Raw genomic sequence first — 18,395 nt, forward strand, 5'->3', positions numbered from 1 at the left:
CTAAAAATGGTATAATGAAAGAATGACAGAAAGGAATTATTTATGGAACAAAAAGAGAAACATTTTAGCCTATCTTGGTTTTTCAAGTGGTTTTTGGACAACAAGGCAATTACGGTATTTTTGGTAACCTTATTATTGGGACTGAATCTTTTTATTTTAAGTAAGATTAGTTTTCTATTTTCACCTGTTTTAGACTTTTTGGCAGTTGTGATGTTACCAGTCATTCTATCTGGCCTGCTATATTATTTGTTGAATCCTATTGTTGATTGGATAGAGAAGCATAGGATTAATCGGGTCATAGCCATCAGTATTGTCTTTGTGATTATCGCTCTCTTTATCATTTGGGGCTTGGCAGTAGCTATTCCAAATCTGCAACGTCAAGTTTTATCATTTGCAAGGAATGTTCCAGTCTACCTTGAAGATGCTGACAGGGTTATTGACGATTTGGTAACCAAGCGTTTACCAGATGATTTCAGACCTCAGTTAGAGCAAGTTTTGACAAACTTTTCAAGTCAGGCTACAGTTTGGGCAAGTAAAGTTTCTTCACAAGCAGTCAACTGGGTGAGCGCCTTTATTAGCGGAGCTTCTCAAGTGATTGTAGCCTTGATTATCGTTCCTTTCATGCTCTTTTATCTCTTGCGTGATGGGAAAGGTTTGCGTAACTATTTAACCCAATTCATGCCGACGAAATTGAAGGAACCTGTAGGACAGGTTTTGTCAGATGTGAATCAACAGTTGTCCAACTATGTTAGAGGGCAAGTAACAGTGGCTATTATTGTAGCAGTAATGTTTATCATCTTCTTCAAGATTATCGGTTTACGCTATGCAGTTACGTTGGGTGTTACTGCTGGTATTTTAAATCTGGTTCCTTATTTGGGTAGCTTCTTAGCCATGCTTCCTGCCCTAGTATTGGGCTTGATTGCTGGGCCAGTCATGCTTTTAAAAGTGGTGATTGTCTTTATCGTAGAACAAACTATTGAAGGCCGTTTTGTTTCGCCACTGATTTTGGGAAGTCAATTAAACATCCATCCTATTAATGTTCTCTTTGTCTTGTTAACTTCAGGATCCATGTTTGGTATTTGGGGAGTCTTACTCGGTATTCCAGTTTATGCCTCTGCTAAGGTTGTCATTTCAGCCATTTTCGAATGGTATAAGGTAGTCAGTGGATTATATGAACTAGAGGGAGAGGAAGTCAAGAGTGAACAATAGTCAACAGATGTTACAGGCTTTGGAGGAGCAAGATTTAACCAAGGCAGAGCACTATTTCGTCAAAGCTTTAGAAAATGATCCAAGTGACCTTCTTTATGAATTAGCCACTTATCTTGAAGGGATTGGTTTTTATCCTCAGGCCAAGGAAATTTACCTGAAAATCGTAGAGGACTTTCCAGAGGTTCATCTTAATCTAGCGGCTATTGCTAGCGAAGATGGTCAAATAGAAGAAGCCTTTACCTACCTAGAGGAAATCCAAGCTGACAGTGACTGGTATGTGTCGGCTTTGGCACTAAAGGCAGACCTTTACCAGATGGAAGGTTTGACAGATGTGGCGCGTGAGAAGTTGCTAGAAGCACTGACTTATTCAGAGGATCCTCTATTGATATTGGGCTTGGCAGAGTTGGATAGTGAGTTGGAAAATTACCAAGAGGCTATTCAAGGCTATGCCCAGTTAGATAATCGGTCGGTTTATGAGCAAACAGGTATTTCTACCTATCAACGGATTGGCTTTGCCTATGCTCAGTTAGGGAAATTTGAAACGGCCACAGAGTTTTTAGAAAAAGCCCTGGAGTTAGAATACGATGACCTAACAGCTTTTGAGTTGGCCAGTCTTTACTTTGATCAAGAAGAATATCAAAAAGCTGTCCTCTACTTTAAGCAGATTGATACTATTTCTCCTGACTTTGAAGGTTATGAGTATGGGTATAGTCAGGCCTTACATAAGGAACATCAAGTTCAAGAAGCACTACGTATTGCTAAGCAGGGCTTGGAGAAAAATCCCTTTGAAACTCGGCTCTTGCTAGCTGCTTCACAATTCTCTTATGAACTGCATGATGCTAGTGGTGCAGAAAATTATCTCCTTACTGCAAAAGAAGACGCTGAGGATACGGAAGAAATCTTACTCCGTCTAGCTACTATTTATTTAGAACAAGAGCGTTATGAGGATATTTTAGACTTACAAAGTGAGGAGCCAGAAAATCTTTTGACCAAGTGGATGATTGCTCGTTCCTATCAAGAAATGGACGATTTGGATACTGCCTACGAGCATTACCAAGAATTAGTAAGAGATTTGAAGGACAATCCAGAGTTTCTGGAACACTATATCTACCTCTTGCGTGAATTGGGTTATTTTGAGGAAGCAAAAGTTAATGCACAAACTTACTTAAAACTAGTTCCAGATGATGTACAAATGCAAGAATTGTTTGAGAGATTACAGGAATAAAATGATTTAAAGCTATATCTTATCAATTTTGAAAGATATAGTTTTTATTTTTGTTAACCATGTAATTTTTTTATAAAAATAGTTGTAATTTAGTTTATGTATGCTATAATAGGAACAATTATTTTAAGGAGGTGTTAGTATGTCTTATTTGTTTGAGATATTACCGAGTTTATTGAGCGGTGCAAGCATGACTTTACAGGTTTTTGCACTGGTCTTGATTTTTTCTATTCCCTTGGGCGTTTTGATTGCCTTTGCCTTGCAAGTCCACTGGAAGCCCCTCCATCATTTGATTAACATTTATATATGGATTATGCGAGGCACACCCTTGCTCTTGCAATTGATCTTTATCTATTATGTGCTCCCAAGTATTGGGATTCGTTTGGATCGCCTTCCTGCGGCTATCATTGCCTTTGTTCTAAATTATGCGGCTTACTTTGCTGAAATTTTCCGTGGTGGGATTGATACTATCCCTAAAGGTCAATATGAGGCTGCTAAGGTCTTGAAGTTCAGTCCCTTTGCCACAGTGCGCTATATTATCTTGCCCCAAGTGACTAAGATTGTTCTTCCTAGTGTCTTTAATGAAGTCATGAGTTTGGTCAAGGATACCTCTTTGGTCTATGCTCTAGGAATTTCAGATCTTATCTTGGCTAGTCGAACAGCTGCCAACCGTGATGCTAGTTTGGTCCCTATGTTCTTGGCAGGAGCCATTTACTTGATTTTGATTGGTATTGTAACCATTCTTGCCAAAAAAGTTGAGAAGAAATACAGTTACTATAGATAGGAGGCTGCCATGTTAGAATTAAGAAATATCAATAAGGGCTTTGGTGAAAAGCAAATTCTGTCCAATTTCAGTCTAAAAATTCCTGAAAAGCAAATTCTGGCTATCGTTGGACCTTCTGGTGGAGGTAAGACAACTCTCTTACGTATGCTTGCAGGTCTTGAAACAATTGATTCAGGGCAAATCTTTTATAATGGAGAACCTTTAGAACTGGATGAATTGGAGAAGCGGAATTTACTGGGATTTGTCTTCCAAGATTTTCAACTTTTTCCTCATTTATCAGTTCTAGATAATTTGACTTTATCACCTGTAAAAACTATGGGAATAAAGCAGCAAGAGGCTGAGAAGAAGGCGCGAGGGCTTTTGGAACAGTTAGGTCTAGCAGGGCACGCAGATGCCTATCCCTTCTCATTATCTGGTGGGCAAAAGCAGCGAGTAGCCTTGGCGCGTGCTATGATGATTGATCCAGAAATCATTGGCTACGATGAACCAACTTCTGCCCTGGATCCAGAATTGCGCTTGGAAGTGGAAAAGCTAATCTTGCAAAATAGGGAACTTGGCATGACCCAGATTGTGGTTACCCACGATTTACAGTTTGCGGAAAATATTGCAGATCAGATTCTCAAGGTTGAACCCAAGTAGGAGGTGCCGATGACTAATAAGAAAATTGCTTTAGTATTGGTTTCTCTCCTGACACTCTTTTTAACAGCTTGTACTCAGAAAGCTAGCGATCCAAAGCAGGATAACTGGGATAAGTATCAAGAGGAGGGGACCATTACTATTGGTTTTGACAATACCTTTGTACCTATGGGTTTTGAAGAAAAGAATGGCCAATATACAGGCTTTGATATTGATTTAGCGCAAGCTGTCTCTGAAAAATTAGGCTTCAAGGTTCAATTTCAGCCAATCGACTGGGATATGAAGGAGACGGAACTGCAAAATGGAACCATAGATGCCATTTGGAATGGTTATTCTGCCACTGATGAACGCCGAGAAAAGGTTGCCTTTAGCATTCCATATATGGAAAATCAGCAAGTTCTGGTTGCGAAGAAAAGCCAGCAAATTCGTTCAGTAGAGGATATGAAGGATAAGACCTTGGGAGCCCAAGCAGGTTCCTCTGGTTATTTCGACTTTGAAGCCCAGCCAGATTTACTGAAAAATCGTGTCAAAGACCAGAAGGCTAATCAGTACCAGAGTTTTAATGAGGCCTTGATTGATTTGAAAAATGAGCGGATTGATGCCTTGTTGATTGACCGAGTGTATGCTAATTACTATCTCCAGTCTGAGGGTATATTAAATGACTACAATGTTTTTCCAGCAGGATTTGAAAGTGAATCCTTTGCGGTCGGAGTTAGACCTGCTGACAAAAGATTACTACAAGCTTTAAACCAAGCCTTTATCGAACTATACCAAGAAGGAAAGTTCCAGGAAATCAGCCAAAAATGGTTTGGAGAAGATGTGGCAACGAAAGAGGTGAAAAGTAGAGATTGAGTGTTTCCTCAGTCTCTTTTTGCATCAAAAAATCCTCTGGCAAGTACCAGAGGATAAGAGTTTATTTCATTGTTGGGAAGAGCAATACATCACGGATAGTGGTTGTATCAGTTAGGAGCATGCAGAGACGGTCGATACCGATTCCCAAACCACCTGTTGGAGGCATACCGTATTCAAGGGCTTCAATGTAGTCGTAGTCGATGCCTGTCGCTTCATCGTCACCAAGTTCTTTGGCTTTAGCTTGGGCTTCGAAACGGCTAAGCTGGTCGATTGGATCGTTCAACTCAGTAAAGGCATTACCGTACTCCTTAGTCATGATGAAGAGTTCAAAACGGTCAGTAAAGCGTTCGTCTTCAGGATTCTTCTTAGCTAGTGGAGATACAGCTACTGGATGCCCATAGACAAAGGTTGGTTGGATCAATGTTTCTTCAACAAACTCTTCAAAGAAGGCATTGATAATGTGACCAACTTCAGTGTAGTGTTTCTCAACTGGAACTTTTTTCTCAGCTGCGATAGCTTTGGCTTCTTCCAAAGTCATATCTTTCCAGAAATCGACACCAGTAATTTCCTTGATAGCATCCACCATGTGAACACGCTTAAATGGTTCATTGATTTTTATTTCAGTACCTTGATAGTTAACTGGACCATCGCCTTTGACAGCTTTAGCAGCGTGTTGGATAATGCCTTCAGTCAAGTCCATGATGTCTTGGAAGTCAGCATAAGCTTGGTAGACTTCGATAGAAGTAAATTCAGGGTTATGAGTGGCATCCATTCCCTCGTTACGGAAGATACGTCCGATTTCATAGACTCTTTCCATACCACCGACGATAAGGCGTTTCAAGTGAAGCTCAGTCGCGATACGAAGCACCATGTCAATGTTTTGGGCATTGTGGTGGGTGATAAATGGACGGGCCGCCGCACCACCAGCTTCGTTGTGAAGAACAGGTGTTTCCACTTCAAGGAAACCTTTTTGGTCAAGGTAACGACGGATTTCAGAGATGATTTTTGAACGAGTGACAAAACGCTCGAAGCTTTCACGGTTAGAAATCAAGTCAAGGTAACGTTTACGGTAAATTGTTTCAACGTCTGTCAAACCATGGAATTTCTCTGGAAGTGGACGAAGTGCTTTAGACAAGTGTGTGATGTGAGTAGCCTTGATAGAGAGTTCTCCCATATCTGTACGCATGACTTCGCCTTCTACACCAAGGAAGTCACCAAGGTCTGCTTTTTTGAAGATTTCATAGTTTTCTTCACCGACAGCATCCTTACGAACGTAAATCTGGATTTGACCTTCGCGGTCTTGAAGGTGGGCAAAACCTACTTTACCTTTACCACGTTTGGTTACCAAGCGTCCTGCGATAGTAGCTGTTTCGTTTTTATCATGTAATTGTTCTTTATCAAGGTCAGCAAATTTATCTTTTAATTCTTGTGAATTTGCAGTGCGTTCAAAGCGTTTTCCGAAAGGATCGATTCCTTGTTCACGAAGCGCAGCCATTTTTTCACGGCGAACGATCTGCTGGTCATTTAGTTCTTCCATATGTTCTGTTGACATGGGATCCTCCTAGTTTTACTCAAAATTGAATACGATGAGTCATTTTTTGCGATACTCTCATTTTATCATAAATAGCCAAGAAATTCACGGATAATCTTTCAAAACTAAAAAGAACTTGACGCTATAATCAAGTTTTGTTATTGATAGGAAGTATCATTCCAAGTATCGAGAGTAAATGTTTCAAAATCATGGGTTTCTAGAATTGTCAGGCTGGCATTTGTTAGACCGCCATCTTTACGAAGAAGAGGCTCTTTATAACCTAGAAGAGTACGAAGACTAGCAGTAAGATTAGCGCCGTGGCCGACAATTAGAATACACTCAGCTGGACTATTTTTTAATGATTTGATAAATTGGATGGTACGTTGCGTGGTGCTATAGAGGGATTCGGCTCCAAACATTTGAGTGTCAAATTGAGAAAGATTAGATCGAAAAGCTTTGATTTGTTGCGGGTAAATTGCTTCCAAGGTTGCAATTTTCAAACCTTCCAACTTCCCCAGCTGCCATTCACGGAGATTAGGAACACTTTCTAAAGGACAGGGGGTCTGGAGTTGATTTTGGATAATTTCAGCAGATTTGATCGCTCGAGGTAAATCACTTGAATAAATCTGATCGAAAGGAATATCCTTGATATACTGGCCAAGTTGTTTTAGGGTTTCAATGGATTCAGGAAGAAGGGGAGAATCTCCACTAGCACCTTGAAAGCGTCCTTCCTGGTTCCAGAGGGTACGACCGTGGCGGACAAAGTAGAGTTTCATTCTTGGTTGTCCTCCAAGATATCTGCAAAGTCAGCCTTTACAAAGCTAGCTAAGTCTTGGGGAGCAACGATAATGCTGTGACCAACTTCCCCTGCAGAGACAATCATTTGATTCAAGTCTAGAGCAATCTTATCGATAAAAATGGGGTAATTGTGTTTCTGACGAATTCCGACAGGATTATTGGCTCCATGAATGTAACCAGTTGTTTTTTCCAAGTCCTTTTGAGGAATCATGCTCACTTTTTTATTGCCAGAAATTTTGGCTAGTTTCTTTTCAGACAAGTGTTGAGTGATAGGGATAATTCCAATAATCGGTCCTGTCTTGTCTCCCAAAAGAGCCAAGGTTTTGAAAATCTGATCTCGTTCATAATCTTGAGGAAGCTCACCTTCCAAGGCATTGATTTGAATCCCCTGATGTGGGATACCTGCTTTAGATAGGATTTGTTCAACCAATGTTTTTTTGATTTTAACTTTTTTTGCCATTATTTATACTTATCCTCCAATTGGCTCATCCAAATACCAAGCCAGATTCCCAGTGCAAAGAAGAAGGCGATGATGACATAACCGACAAGTGAAATGCCTGTGTATTGGATACTTTCAGCATTTCCTGCATTTGGAATCAAGATCAAAAGGGTACTTGATAGGACGATACCGATGATGAAATGATAGACGCGTGAGTGGTAGTTGTTTAAGGCATAATCCATCAATTTTGAAAAAATGATGAGAGTTGCACCTGCACCAATTCCAATCGGGAAGAAAGTTCCCAAGAGGTCAAAGGTTTTAAAACCAGTCAACATAGGAGCATAGAGACCCAAAATCAAAAGTAGGTTTGATGGACTGAGGCCAGGAACTAATACGCCAAGAGCCAGCAGTGCACCTGCTAGGACGAAATTAAGAAAGCTGGCGCTCAAGGTTCCAACGACAAAATTTAAGGCATAGAGTCCTAGTCCAGAAATGATAAAGGTTGTCCAGAACCAAGCTAAATCAATCTTGTCTCTGTCAGATTCTCGAGTTGATTCTTTGAGGAGGCTAGGAACTGTACCAATGATGGCACCCGCAAAGCTCCATAAGACAAAGACTTGATAATTTTCAAGCAGGTATTCAATCGGGTAGGAAAATAAGCCGATTCCCAAAAGCATACCGATGGCAACTGGAATAAAGTACAAAACATTTTCTTTAAAGTCCTTAAAGGGATGGGCCAGAAAGCCAATCATTCGTTCATAAATTCCTAAGATTGCTGCTAGAACCCCTCCGGAAATCCCCGGTAGAATAAATCCAAGAGCAATGACAATCCCTTTAATAACACGTGCTAACCATGAGAGCATATTGTTCCTCCAACTATTTCTATTTCAAAAAATCCTTACTATATTGTATCACAATCAAACACAAAAAGAAAAAGCAAATGATAAACAAATGCTTTTAAGGTTTTAAAAAGAGTTTTCTAAAGGTTTCTTCTTTGTTTTTTAAGGAAGAAATGACGTTGATGTCCAAATCGTGGTCAAAGCCAGCAATTTTTCCTTTAGATGTGTACTGGTGAATGTCGTAATCTAAATCAGTCTTAGGAGTAGCTTCGTAAAATCCTGAGTCAGAACCATAGGAAGGAATCCAAACAGACGTAAACTTGTCTGTATCAATACTGTGTTCTTCCATGAAGTAGACTCCAACGTAGATTCCGATATTTTTTGCACCTAGCGATTCTAGTTTTGCACGAAAGGCTTCAACACCTTCGTTCATATTGGACATGGTTTTGTCTTCCACATCTAGCCAATAGTAACTAGGGCTGTATGGCGATGAAGCGTTATAAAAAACTTCAGCGGCCTTTTCCATTTCTTGGACACTTTTTCCAGCTACAAAGGCATAGACACCAACTGGGACATTTCGTTTTTGAAACTCAGTGATATGGGTTTTAAAGGCCTTATCTACCCCATTAACAAAGGAAGCATCGTTTTCTTTTAAAGACTGAGCGCCACTATGGACACGAACGATAGCTCCAGAAATGTTTTGGGACAGAGTATCGTAATTTATTTCCTCAGGACGTTGCCAACCAGAAACATCAATTACCGGTTTATCTATATTATGTAGCGCTTGCGATTCTACTTGCGCGATATTTGACTTTGTTTTTACAGGATGGTCCTCAAAACGAGGGCGATTCAGGATTAAAATGAAAATCATAATCCCAAAAAAACCAAACAAAATAAGCGGATTTATTTTCTTTCTCATATCTCATAATTTTACCTTAAAAATGAGAAAAAATCAAAAAAAATACTCAAAAAATGGGTTAAGAAAGGACTTTAGAGCATTTTTTCATTCAAGAGCGCGGAATGATTTGAAATATGGTATAATAAAAGGGAATTTCTAGAGAAAAGAGAAGATTATGTCAAATTATGCCATTATTTTAGCAGCGGGTAAAGGGACTCGCATGAAATCTGATTTGCCAAAAGTTTTGCACAAGGTTGCGGGTATTTCTATGTTGGAACATGTTTTCCGTAGTGTGGGAGCTATCCAACCTGAAAAAACAGTAACCGTTGTCGGACACAAGGCGGAATTGGTTGAAGAGGTCTTGGCTGGACAGACAGAATTTGTGACTCAATCTGAACAGTTAGGGACTGGTCATGCAGTTATGATGACAGAGCCTATCCTAGAAGGTTTGTCAGGTCACACCTTGGTCATTGCAGGGGATACTCCTTTAATCACAGGTGAAAGCTTGAAAAACTTGATTGATTTCCACATCAATCATAAGAATGTAGCGACTATTTTGACTGCTGAAACCAATAATCCTTTCGGCTATGGACGAATTGTTCGTAATGATAATGCTGAAGTTCTTCGCATTGTTGAGCAGAAGGATGCCACAGATTTTGAGAAACAAATCAAGGAAATCAACACTGGAACTTACGTCTTTAACAATGAGCGTTTGTTTGAGGCTTTGAAAAATATCAATACCAATAACGCTCAAGGTGAATACTATATTACAGATGTCATTGGCATTTTCCGTGAAGCTGGTGAAAAAGTTGGCGCTTATACTTTGAAAGATTTTGATGAAAGTCTTGGGGTAAATGACCGTGTGGCACTTGCGACAGCTGAGTCAGTTATGCGTCGTCGCATCAATCATCAGCATATGGTCAATGGTGTTAGCTTTGTCAATCCAGAAGCAACTTATATCGATATTGATGTTGAGATTGCGCCTGAAGTTCAAATCGAAGCCAACGTTACCTTGAAGGGGCAAACGAAAATTGGTGCTGAGACTGTTTTGACAAATGGAACTTATGTGGTGGATAGCACTATCGGAGCAGGAGCTGTCATTACCAATTCTATGATTGAAGAAAGTAGTGTTGCAGACGGTGTAACAGTCGGTCCTTACGCCCACATTCGTCCAGGTTCGAGTCTAGCTGCCCAAGTTCATATTGGTAACTTTGTTGAGGTGAAAGGTTCTTCAATCGGTGAGAATACCAAGGCTGGTCATTTGACTTATATTGGAAACTGTGAAGTGGGTAGCAAGGTTAATTTTGGTGCTGGAACCATTACAGTTAACTATGACGGCAAAAACAAATACAAGACAGTCATCGGCAACAATGTCTTTGTTGGTTCAAATTCAACCATTATTGCGCCAGTAGAACTTGGTGACAATTCCCTCGTTGGTGCTGGTTCAACTATAACTAAAGACGTGCCAGCAGATGCGATTGCGATTGGTCGCGGTCGTCAGGTTAATAAAGACGAATATGCAACACGCCTTCCTCATCATCCTAAGAATCAGTAGGAGCCTATCATGGAATTTGAAGAAAAAACACTTAGCAGAAAAGAAATCTATCAAGGACCAATATTTAAACTGGTCCAAGATCAGGTTGAATTACCAGAAGGTAAAGGAACTGCCCAACGGGATTTGATTTTCCACAATGGGGCTGTTTGTGTTTTAGCCGTAACGGATGAACAAAAACTCATCTTGGTCAAGCAGTACCGCAAAGCCATCGAGGCTGTCTCTTACGAAATTCCAGCTGGAAAACTGGAAGTAGGAGAAAATACAGACACTGTCGCAGCAGCCCTGCGTGAATTAGAGGAAGAAACAGCCTATACAGGGAAATTAGAACTCTTGTACGATTTTTACTCAGCCATTGGCTTTTGTAATGAAAAGTTAAAACTATACCTAGCAAGCGATTTGACAAAGGTGGAAAATCCGCGTTCGCAGGATGAGGATGAAACCTTGGAAGTCCTTGAAGTTAGTTTAGAAGAAGCTAAGGAATTAATCAAATTAGGTCATATCTGTGATGCCAAGACAATTATGGCTGTTCAGTATTGGGAATTGCAGAAAAAATAGAGGAGGTCAGTATGGGTAAACCTTTATTAACGGATGAAATAATCGAAAGAGCTAATAGAGGCGAAAAAATTTCAGGTCCTCCTTTGCTAGATGATGAGGAGACTAAGATTTTACCAACCTCTTCTTCCCGTTTTGGTTATGCCAATCCTAAGGATCATGGATTTAGTCAGGAAACCTTAAAGATTCAGGTCGAACCGTCTATTCATAAAAGCCGTCGCATTGAAAATACTAAGAGAAATGTCTTCAATTCTAAGTTAAATAAGATTTTATTTGCAGTCATCTTTCTCTTGATTTTGCTTGTCTTAGCAATGAAACTTTTGTAATAGAAAAGGAATTGAAATGAAAATAGGAATTATTGCAGCTATGCCAGAAGAACTAGCTTATTTGGTCCAGCATTTAGACAATGCCCAGGAGCAAGTTGTTTTAGGCAATACCTATCATACAGGAAACCTTGCCTCTCATGAAGTAGTTCTTGTAGAAAGTGGAATTGGTAAGGTCATGTCTGCTATGAGTGTGGCGATTTTGGCTGATCATTTCCAAGTGGATGCTGTGATTAATACGGGATCAGCTGGGGCAGTAGCAGAAGGTATTGCTGTTGGAGATGTTGTGATTGCTGACAAATTAGCCTATCATGACGTGGATGTTACAGCTTTTGGCTATGCTTATGGACAAATGGCGCAACAACCGCTTTATTTTGAATCAGATAAAACCTTTGTTGCTAAAATTCAAGAGAGTCTATCTCAATTGGACCAGAACTGGCATCTTGGTTTGATTGCTACAGGAGATAGTTTTGTTGCAGGAAATGACAAGATAGAAGCGATTAAGTCCCATTTCCCAGAAGTTTTAGCTGTTGAGATGGAGGGGGCAGCGATTGCTCAGGCAGCGCATGCCCTTAATCTTCCAGTTTTAGTCATTCGAGCTATGAGTGACAATGCCAACCATGAAGCAAACATCTCTTTTGATGAGTTTATTATCGAAGCTGGACGTCGCTCTGCCCAAGTCTTGTTAGCCTTTTTGAAGGCTTTAGATTAAGCGGAAATTTGACAGTTTTTCTAGCTTATGATAAGATTTAAGTAAAGAAAAGCTAGAAAACGTTTCAGAGGATATTATGAGTATTGAAATGACCGTCAGTGAGATTGCAGAGGTCTTAGGATTATCTCGCCAAGCAATCAATAACCGTGTCAAAGAATTACCAGAAGAAGACACAGATAAAAATGACAAAGGGGTAACAGTCGTTACCAGAAGTGGCTTGATTAAGCTAGAAGAAATCTATAAAAAAACGATTTTTGAAGATGAGCCTGTCAGTGAAGATGTCAAGCAACGTGAACTGATGGAGATTCTAGTTGATGAGAAGAATGCAGAAATTCTCCGTCTCTATGAACAATTAAAAGCCAAGGATCGTCAGTTATCAGAAAAAGACGAGCAGATGCGTATCAAAGACCGTCAGATTGCTGAGAAAGACAAACAACTCGATCAGCAGCAACAATTGACCCTTCAAGCCATGAAGGATCAAGAAAATCTTAAGCTAGAGCTAGACCAAGCAAAAGAAGAAGTCCAATCCACTAAGAAAGGCTTTTTTGCTCGTTTATTTGGAGGATAATCAAGGAGCTGTTTAGGTTACATGCTAACCTGATGGCTTCTTTTATTTCTAAATAGTATAGTTGCTCAAGTAAAATAACCGTATGGGAGAAGTATAGAATGGAACGATTAGAAGATTACATTGCTTTCGATTTAGAATTTAATCAGCATGAAGGGCAAACACACCTGATTCAAGTATCGGCAGTGCGTTTTAGAGATGGTCAGGAAATCGATGCCTATGATTCCTATGTTCATACTAGCGTGCCTCTAAAGAGTTTTATCAATGGTTTGACTGGGATTACAGCTGAGACCTTAAAAGATGCCCCTCCAGTGGAGGAAGTCATAAAAGAATTCCAAGATTTTGTGGGTGCTTTGCCGATGGTTGGATACAATGCTGCTAAAAGTGATTTGCCTATTCTAGCAGAGCATGGTTTAGATTATAGCCAACAGTATAAGGTGGATCTATATGATGAAGCCTTTGAACGTCGTAGTTCAGATTTACATGGCATTGCCAATCTCAAATTGCAAACTGTTGCCTCATTTCTTGGATTTCAAGGTCAGTCTCATAATAGTCTAGAGGATGCACGTATGACAGCGCGTGTTTACGAGTCCTTTCTAGAGTCAGACCAAGCTAGAGAATTGTTAGGGGCAGAAAGTAGCCTCTCGAATAATCCTTTTGGAGGCTTGGATTTGTCTCAATTATTTGACTAGGAGTGCCTATGAAACCTGAAAAACCTAAAAATCTAGGTTTTAAGCAGATATACTTTAATCTAGATAAAATACTCTTTCTATTTTTCTTGACTTTTATGATGATTGAGTTTGTCTGGTTACCATCAAATTCTTGGATTGCTGGACTTTTGCTCCGTCAGACAGGCTATCTCTTTCTTTCCTACAACAATATTTTTGCCATTATAATGGGTTCACCCTTTATTAGTCTTGCTTTATTTGCTCTGGTAATTGTTAATTTATTGGTCGCCTATTACCAGATAGGACTTCTCTTTATTGGTGCTCGGCATTTATTATGCCATGAAAAAAGGACCTTGCTGGAGTACAGTCGTAAGGTCTTTCGCCAAAGTTTCTTGTTTATGAAGCAAGTCACGCTTTCCAAGATAGCCTTTATCTTCTTTTATGTCATGATGCTCTTTCCATTGATTCGAAAGATTTTAAAGATTTACTACCTAAATAAAATTGTCATTCCAGACTTTATCGTTGATTATGTGGAAGACAAGTATTGGCTAGTAGGTATAGTGGTTACTATTCTGGCTTTACTTTTGTTTTATATTTCAGTACGGTTGATGTTTGCCCTACCCCAGCTTTTATTTGAGAAGAAAACCGTCAAAGAAGCAGTCAGATATAGTCTAGAAAAGACAAGAAAGCACTCCTGGTTTTATACTTGGAACTTGCTTTGGATTGTCGTCAAAACCTACCTATTTTTCATTCTTTTATTGATTCCAATCTTGGCAAGTCAGGCACTGATGGATGGATTGACCCATAAGGAATCTCTTGTGATGGGAATTATTAACTTTGTCTTGATTAAGAATTTCCACTATATGGCCTTGACTTACTTTCTCATTAAGTTTGTTTCCTTCTTAACAGGAGAAGAACTAGAAATCACACCAAGGAGAAAGAAAGACCACTGGATGAGATGGGGAGTGATGGGCTGTGCTTGTATCTTTTTCGCTCTTGAGGGTTATGTTTATTTAGAAGCTCCAGTTTCACATAAACCTTTAATCATTTCTCACAGGGGAGTATCCAATAAGAATGGTGTACAGAATACAGTTCAATCTTTAGAAAAGACAGCCCAACTAAGTCCAGATTTCGTTGAGACAGATGTTCAGGAAACAAAAGATGGTCAGTTTGTCATGATGCATGATGCCAATATCAAGAATCTGACAGGAGTTAATGCCAATCCTCAGGATCTCACTTTGGAAGAATTAACCAAACTCAATATTTCAGAAAATGGTTATCATAGCAAGGTGTCTAGTTTTGATGACTATCTCAATAAAGCCAATGAATTGCATCAAAAACTCCTTATTGAAATTAAAACCAGTCGAAAAGATAGTCCAGATATGATGAAACGCTTTATGGAAAAATATGGAACTGTTCTTAAGCAGAATGGTCACCAAATGCAATCCTTAGACTACCATGTGATTGACCAGGTTTTAGCCTACGATTCACAAATTCCAGTCTATTTCATCCTACCTTACAATAGTATCTTTCCAAGAACCAAGGCCACAGGTTATACTATGGAGTATTCAACCTTGGATGAAAATTTTGTCAACAAGCTTTGGAATACGGATCAGAAATTGTACGTTTGGACCATCAATAGTTCAGAGTCCTTTGATAAATCCGTTCAGCTAGGAGCTGATGGCATGATAACAGATGACTTGGAAATGATTCAAGAGCAGGTTACCATTGCCCAAGAAAACCCAGAGTATACTGATTTGCTTTTCAAACAGGCCATGGAATTCTTTAATTTTTAGTAAACAAAAAGAGGAACAGTTGTTCCTCCCACGATAGGCAAGTATTCTCTTGAATGCTTGTTTTTTTAATGCTTAGAATGGCAATTTCCCAGCGAAAGCACCCAGTTTTTTCTTTGTAGTTTCATCGATTTGTTCAAGAGCAGAGTTGATGGCCTGAACGGTCATATCAGAAAGAGTTTCAAGGTCTTCTGGGTCAATGATAGCTGGATTGAAGTCAATGTTGACAACTTTCTTATCTCCAGTTAAGGTTGCTTGGACAAGGTCTTGAGCAGATTTGCCAACAAATTGCATACCAGCAAGTTCAGCTTGGCTTTGTTCCATTTGTTTTTGAAGTTTTTGTGCTTGACGCATCATGTTTTGCATGTTCATCATGGTGATTTATAGTTTCCTTTTCCAATTATTTTCCTTTTTATTTTATCAATTTTGAGGCTAAAAGTCTATTATTAGTATAAATTACTCAATATTAAATTTTCTGAAAATTTAATGAAAAATGATTGAAAACATAGTATAATGAAACGTAAAATTAATTCAGGTCCCCTGAATCGATAGGAGTATACAATGAAAAAACTAGGTTTTGTCCTTTTATCTTCAGCCTTGCTATTGACAGCATGTGCAGTCCGTTTTGAAAAATCAGCAGATACAACCGCTTCGTCTAAGGTGACAGCTTTGTCTGAAGACAAGCAAAAAATGCTTGATAAGGCCACTGCTGACTATAAGACTTTTGTGTAAGAGCAAATTGATAAACTCTTGACAGATACGGAAGGCTTTGTCAAACTTTTGAAAGAGGGAAAGTTGGAAGAAGCTAAGAAGGTTTATCCATTGATTCGTATGTCTTATGAGCGTTCAGAACCGATTGCCTGAACTAGGCGAATCAATTGGTAAAATGTTATCTGAATTTAAAAAAGCAGTTAAAGGAACTGAAAATCAAGATAAGGAAGAGTAAGACTTGTGAGTTTTACTAAAAATAAGAAGTTAGGAAGTGTGTCTCTGTCAGACAATTTACCATTTCCTAGCTTTTTCTTGTATTAAGAAAATATAAATTTAAGTTTTCTTTAAGAAAGCTATATTATTCTGAAGAACTCTAAAATTTCACAGCTATTTATTAGTAATGACTACAGAATTCCTAGTCACTACTGGAAATGGTCTAGTTTTTAATAACAGCATTACTTAACCTTTCTATTCTAGAACGGGAGGTCTGGTATTTCTTTCAAGATAGGACTAGATTGTGGTATAATAGAGAGAATAAGTTTTTTAGTAAGACAAAGGAGAAAAAAGATGATTTATGCAGGAATTCTTGCCGGTGGAACTGGCACACGTATGGGAATCAGTAACTTGCCAAAACAATTTTTAGAGCTAGGTGATCGACCTATATTGGTTCATACAATTGAAAAATTTGTCTTGGAACCAAGCATTGAAAAAATTGTAGTTGGTGTTCACGGAGACTGGGTTTCCCATGCAGAGGATCTTGTAGATAAATATCTGCCCCTTCATAAGGATCGTATCATCATTACAAAAGGTGGTGCTGACCGCAATACGAGTATTGAGAAAATCATTGAAGCTATTGATGCTTATCGTCCGCTTACTCCAGAGGATATCGTTGTTACCCACGATTCTGTTCGTCCATTTATTACACTTCGCATGATTCAAGACAATATCAAACTTGCCCAAAATCATGACGCAGTGGACACAGTGGTAGAAGCGGTTGATACTATCGTTGAAAGTACTAATGGTCAATTTATTACAGATATTCCAAATCGTGCTCACCTCTATCAAGGACAGACACCTCAAACATTCCGTTGCAAGGACTTCATGGACCTTTATGGCTCTCTTTCTGCTGAGGAGAAGGAAATCTTAACAGATGCATGTAAAATCTTTGTGATCAAAGGAAAAGATGTGGCCTTGGCTAAAGGTGAATATTCAAATCTGAAAATTACTACAGTAACAGATCTGAAGATTGCAAAAAGCATGATTGAGGAAGAGTAATAAAATGATTAATCAAATTTACCAATTAACAAAGCCTAAGTTTATCAATGTCAAATACCAGGAAGAGGCCATTGACCAAGAGAATCATATCCTCATCCGCCCTAACTACATGGCTGTCTGTCATGCGGATCAGCGTTACTACCAAGGAAAACGTGATCCGAAGATTTTGAATAAAAAGCTTCCAATGGCAATGATTCACGAGTCATGTGGAACCGTTATTTCTGATCCAACAGGAACCTACGAAGTTGGTCAAAAAGTTGTCATGATTCCCAATCAGCCACCTATGCAGAGTGATGAAGAATTCTATGAGAACTACATGACAGGTACTCATTTCTTGTCTAGTGGATTTGATGGCTTTATGAGAGAGTTTGTTTCTCTTCCTAAAGATCGTGTGGTGGCTTATGATGCTATCGAAGATACGGTTGCAGCCATTACAGAGTTTGTCAGTGTCGGCATGCACGCTATGAATCGTCTATTGACCCTTGCTCATAGCAAGCGGGACCGAATCGCCGTTATCGGAGATGGAAGTTTAGCTTTTGTGGTTGCCAATATTATCAACTATACTTTGCCAGAAGCAGAGATTGTGGTTATTGGTCGTCATTGGGAAAAATTGGAACTTTTCTCATTTGCCAAAGAATGCTATATTACTGACAATATTCCTGAAGATTTGACCTTTGATCATGCTTTTGAGTGTTGTGGTGGTGATGGTACTGGACCAGCTATAAATGACTTGATTCGCTACATTCGTCCTCAGGGAACGATTCTCATGATGGGTGTTAGCGAGTATAAAGTCAATCTCAATACACGCGATGCCTTAGAAAAGGGCTTGCTCTTGGTAGGCTCCTCTCGTTCTGGTCGCATCGATTTTGAAAATGCAATCCAAATGATGGAAGTCAAGAAATTTGCAAATCGTCTTAAAAATATCCTTTATCTAGAAGAACCTGTAAGAGAAATTAAAGATATTCACCGTGTCTTTGCGACCGATTTAAACACAGCCTTTAAAACAGTGTTTAAGTGGGAAGTATAAGTGCTG

The 18,395-nt window shown here is 39.2% G+C and carries 20 protein-coding genes and 2 pseudogenes; 16 read left to right on the plus strand and 6 right to left on the minus strand.

Features of this window, described 5'->3' with window-relative positions:
• Window positions 1-42: 42 nt before the first annotated feature.
• The 5 genes from D8845_RS06990 (at window position 43) to D8845_RS07010 (ending at window position 4,703) form a co-directional block, all read left to right on the plus strand.
• The gene (locus tag D8845_RS06990) at window positions 43-1,209 is read left to right on the plus strand and encodes an AI-2E family transporter (protein WP_125452950.1); all 1,167 of its coding nucleotides are present in this window, start codon (window positions 43-45) and stop codon (window positions 1,207-1,209) included.
• Window positions 1,199-2,434, plus strand: a complete 1,236-nt coding sequence (locus D8845_RS06995) for a tetratricopeptide repeat protein (protein WP_185757421.1) — start codon at window positions 1,199-1,201, stop codon at window positions 2,432-2,434. Before D8845_RS06990 ends, D8845_RS06995 begins: the two co-directional genes overlap by 11 nt.
• A 139-nt stretch (window positions 2,435-2,573) precedes the next feature.
• Window positions 2,574-3,215: an amino acid ABC transporter permease gene (locus D8845_RS07000; protein ID WP_033687139.1), complete on the plus strand. Its 642-nt coding sequence runs from the start codon at window positions 2,574-2,576 to the stop codon at window positions 3,213-3,215.
• A 9-nt stretch (window positions 3,216-3,224) separates the two neighbouring features.
• A complete protein-coding gene (locus tag D8845_RS07005) occupies window positions 3,225-3,854 on the plus strand; it encodes an amino acid ABC transporter ATP-binding protein (protein ID WP_125452951.1) in 630 nt (209 codons plus the stop codon).
• A 9-nt stretch (window positions 3,855-3,863) separates the two neighbouring features.
• On the plus strand, window positions 3,864-4,703 hold the full coding sequence (locus D8845_RS07010; RefSeq protein WP_125452952.1) for an amino acid ABC transporter substrate-binding protein: 840 nt from the start codon (window positions 3,864-3,866) through the stop codon (window positions 4,701-4,703).
• Window positions 4,704-4,764: 61 nt separating this feature from the next.
• On the opposite strand, the gene lysS is transcribed toward D8845_RS07010, so the two are convergent.
• The 5 genes from lysS to D8845_RS07035 all read right to left on the minus strand — a co-directional run bounded on the left by lysS (window position 4,765) and on the right by D8845_RS07035 (window position 9,229).
• A complete protein-coding gene (lysS, locus tag D8845_RS07015) occupies window positions 4,765-6,255 on the minus strand; it encodes a lysine--tRNA ligase (RefSeq protein ID WP_125452953.1) in 1,491 nt (496 codons plus the stop codon).
• A 137-nt stretch (window positions 6,256-6,392) separates the two neighbouring features.
• Complete coding sequence (locus tag D8845_RS07020; protein ID WP_125452954.1) at window positions 6,393-7,010, minus strand: histidine phosphatase family protein; 618 nt, start codon at window positions 7,008-7,010, stop codon at window positions 6,393-6,395.
• Window positions 7,007-7,492, minus strand: coding sequence for an aminoacyl-tRNA deacylase (locus tag D8845_RS07025; RefSeq protein WP_125452955.1), 486 nt, complete (start codon window positions 7,490-7,492; stop codon window positions 7,007-7,009). Before D8845_RS07025 ends, D8845_RS07020 begins: the two co-directional genes overlap by 4 nt.
• Window positions 7,492-8,334 carry a DUF368 domain-containing protein gene (locus D8845_RS07030; protein WP_125452956.1) on the minus strand — a complete coding sequence of 281 codons (843 nt, stop codon included), beginning with the start codon at window positions 8,332-8,334 and terminating at the stop codon, window positions 7,492-7,494. The genes D8845_RS07025 and D8845_RS07030 overlap by 1 nt, the downstream gene beginning before the upstream one ends.
• 94 nt (window positions 8,335-8,428) lie before the next feature.
• The gene (locus D8845_RS07035; protein ID WP_125452957.1) at window positions 8,429-9,229 is read right to left on the minus strand and encodes a glycoside hydrolase family 25 protein; all 801 of its coding nucleotides are present in this window, start codon (window positions 9,227-9,229) and stop codon (window positions 8,429-8,431) included.
• 154 nt (window positions 9,230-9,383) lie between these two features.
• Here D8845_RS07035 and glmU point away from each other — a divergent pair, with 154 nt between their 5' ends.
• The 7 genes from glmU to D8845_RS07070 all read left to right on the plus strand — a co-directional run bounded on the left by glmU (window position 9,384) and on the right by D8845_RS07070 (window position 15,379).
• The gene (gene glmU / locus D8845_RS07040; RefSeq protein ID WP_125393593.1) at window positions 9,384-10,763 is read left to right on the plus strand and encodes a bifunctional UDP-N-acetylglucosamine diphosphorylase/glucosamine-1-phosphate N-acetyltransferase GlmU; all 1,380 of its coding nucleotides are present in this window, start codon (window positions 9,384-9,386) and stop codon (window positions 10,761-10,763) included.
• A gap of 9 nt (window positions 10,764-10,772) precedes the next feature.
• Window positions 10,773-11,318: an NUDIX hydrolase gene (locus D8845_RS07045; protein WP_125452958.1), complete on the plus strand. Its 546-nt coding sequence runs from the start codon at window positions 10,773-10,775 to the stop codon at window positions 11,316-11,318.
• Window positions 11,319-11,329: 11 nt separating this feature from the next.
• Window positions 11,330-11,641 (plus strand): cell wall synthase accessory phosphoprotein MacP, encoded by a 312-nt coding sequence (gene macP, locus D8845_RS07050; RefSeq protein WP_125452959.1) that lies wholly within the window; start codon window positions 11,330-11,332, stop codon window positions 11,639-11,641.
• A gap of 16 nt (window positions 11,642-11,657) precedes the next feature.
• Complete coding sequence (locus D8845_RS07055) at window positions 11,658-12,350, plus strand: 5'-methylthioadenosine/adenosylhomocysteine nucleosidase (RefSeq protein WP_125452960.1); 693 nt, start codon at window positions 11,658-11,660, stop codon at window positions 12,348-12,350.
• Between the two features lie 76 nt (window positions 12,351-12,426).
• Window positions 12,427-12,918: a chromosome segregation protein RocS gene (gene rocS, locus D8845_RS07060; protein WP_000021242.1), complete on the plus strand. Its 492-nt coding sequence runs from the start codon at window positions 12,427-12,429 to the stop codon at window positions 12,916-12,918.
• Window positions 12,919-13,016: 98 nt separating this feature from the next.
• Window positions 13,017-13,607, plus strand: coding sequence for a 3'-5' exonuclease (locus D8845_RS07065; protein WP_125452961.1), 591 nt, complete (start codon window positions 13,017-13,019; stop codon window positions 13,605-13,607).
• Window positions 13,608-13,615: 8 nt separating this feature from the next.
• Window positions 13,616-15,379 carry a glycerophosphoryl diester phosphodiesterase membrane domain-containing protein gene (locus D8845_RS07070; protein WP_125452962.1) on the plus strand — a complete coding sequence of 588 codons (1,764 nt, stop codon included), beginning with the start codon at window positions 13,616-13,618 and terminating at the stop codon, window positions 15,377-15,379.
• A gap of 72 nt (window positions 15,380-15,451) precedes the next feature.
• On the opposite strand, the gene D8845_RS07075 is transcribed toward D8845_RS07070, so the two are convergent.
• Complete coding sequence (locus D8845_RS07075; protein WP_125452963.1) at window positions 15,452-15,751, minus strand: YbaB/EbfC family nucleoid-associated protein; 300 nt, start codon at window positions 15,749-15,751, stop codon at window positions 15,452-15,454.
• Window positions 15,752-15,937: 186 nt separating this feature from the next.
• Between D8845_RS07075 and D8845_RS10605 the strand changes: the two are divergent.
• From D8845_RS10605 to D8845_RS07090, 4 genes and pseudogenes are all read left to right on the plus strand, one after another.
• Window positions 15,938-16,237: pseudogene (locus D8845_RS10605) on the plus strand (EfeM/EfeO family lipoprotein); the annotation flags it as partial.
• Window positions 16,230-16,322 (plus strand): annotated as a pseudogene (locus tag D8845_RS07080) (twin-arginine translocase TatA/TatE family subunit); the annotation flags it as partial. The pseudogenes D8845_RS10605 and D8845_RS07080, both read left to right, overlap by 8 nt.
• Window positions 16,323-16,654: 332 nt before the next feature.
• The gene (locus D8845_RS07085; protein WP_125452964.1) at window positions 16,655-17,362 is read left to right on the plus strand and encodes a 2-C-methyl-D-erythritol 4-phosphate cytidylyltransferase; all 708 of its coding nucleotides are present in this window, start codon (window positions 16,655-16,657) and stop codon (window positions 17,360-17,362) included.
• Window positions 17,363-17,366: 4 nt separating this feature from the next.
• On the plus strand, window positions 17,367-18,389 hold the full coding sequence (locus D8845_RS07090) for a ribitol-5-phosphate dehydrogenase (RefSeq protein WP_125452965.1): 1,023 nt from the start codon (window positions 17,367-17,369) through the stop codon (window positions 18,387-18,389).
• Window positions 18,390-18,395 lie beyond the last annotated feature (6 nt).

Origin of the sequence: Streptococcus mitis (assembly GCF_003942865.1) — a bacterium.
GTDB classification, from domain to species: domain Bacteria; phylum Bacillota; class Bacilli; order Lactobacillales; family Streptococcaceae; genus Streptococcus; species Streptococcus mitis_BI.

Coding starts and splice junctions, on each gene's coding strand:
- D8845_RS06990 (WP_125452950.1), top strand. CDS start 43: ATGGAACAAAAAGAGAAACATTTTAGCCTATCTTGGTTTTTCAAGTGG.
- D8845_RS07000 (WP_033687139.1), top strand. CDS start 2,574: ATGTCTTATTTGTTTGAGATATTACCGAGTTTATTGAGCGGTGCAAGC.
- D8845_RS07005 (WP_125452951.1), top strand. CDS start 3,225: ATGTTAGAATTAAGAAATATCAATAAGGGCTTTGGTGAAAAGCAAATT.
- D8845_RS07010 (WP_125452952.1), top strand. CDS start 3,864: ATGACTAATAAGAAAATTGCTTTAGTATTGGTTTCTCTCCTGACACTC.
- lysS (WP_125452953.1), bottom strand. CDS start 6,255: ATGTCAACAGAACATATGGAAGAACTAAATGACCAGCAGATCGTTCGC.
- D8845_RS07020 (WP_125452954.1), bottom strand. CDS start 7,010: ATGAAACTCTACTTTGTCCGCCACGGTCGTACCCTCTGGAACCAGGAA.
- D8845_RS07025 (WP_125452955.1), bottom strand. CDS start 7,492: ATGGCAAAAAAAGTTAAAATCAAAAAAACATTGGTTGAACAAATCCTA.
- D8845_RS07030 (WP_125452956.1), bottom strand. CDS start 8,334: ATGCTCTCATGGTTAGCACGTGTTATTAAAGGGATTGTCATTGCTCTT.
- D8845_RS07035 (WP_125452957.1), bottom strand. CDS start 9,229: ATGAGAAAGAAAATAAATCCGCTTATTTTGTTTGGTTTTTTTGGGATT.
- glmU (WP_125393593.1), top strand. CDS start 9,384: ATGTCAAATTATGCCATTATTTTAGCAGCGGGTAAAGGGACTCGCATG.
- D8845_RS07045 (WP_125452958.1), top strand. CDS start 10,773: ATGGAATTTGAAGAAAAAACACTTAGCAGAAAAGAAATCTATCAAGGA.
- macP (WP_125452959.1), top strand. CDS start 11,330: ATGGGTAAACCTTTATTAACGGATGAAATAATCGAAAGAGCTAATAGA.
- D8845_RS07055 (WP_125452960.1), top strand. CDS start 11,658: ATGAAAATAGGAATTATTGCAGCTATGCCAGAAGAACTAGCTTATTTG.
- rocS (WP_000021242.1), top strand. CDS start 12,427: ATGAGTATTGAAATGACCGTCAGTGAGATTGCAGAGGTCTTAGGATTA.
- D8845_RS07065 (WP_125452961.1), top strand. CDS start 13,017: ATGGAACGATTAGAAGATTACATTGCTTTCGATTTAGAATTTAATCAG.
- D8845_RS07070 (WP_125452962.1), top strand. CDS start 13,616: ATGAAACCTGAAAAACCTAAAAATCTAGGTTTTAAGCAGATATACTTT.
- D8845_RS07075 (WP_125452963.1), bottom strand. CDS start 15,751: ATGATGAACATGCAAAACATGATGCGTCAAGCACAAAAACTTCAAAAA.
- D8845_RS07085 (WP_125452964.1), top strand. CDS start 16,655: ATGATTTATGCAGGAATTCTTGCCGGTGGAACTGGCACACGTATGGGA.
- D8845_RS07090 (WP_125452965.1), top strand. CDS start 17,367: ATGATTAATCAAATTTACCAATTAACAAAGCCTAAGTTTATCAATGTC.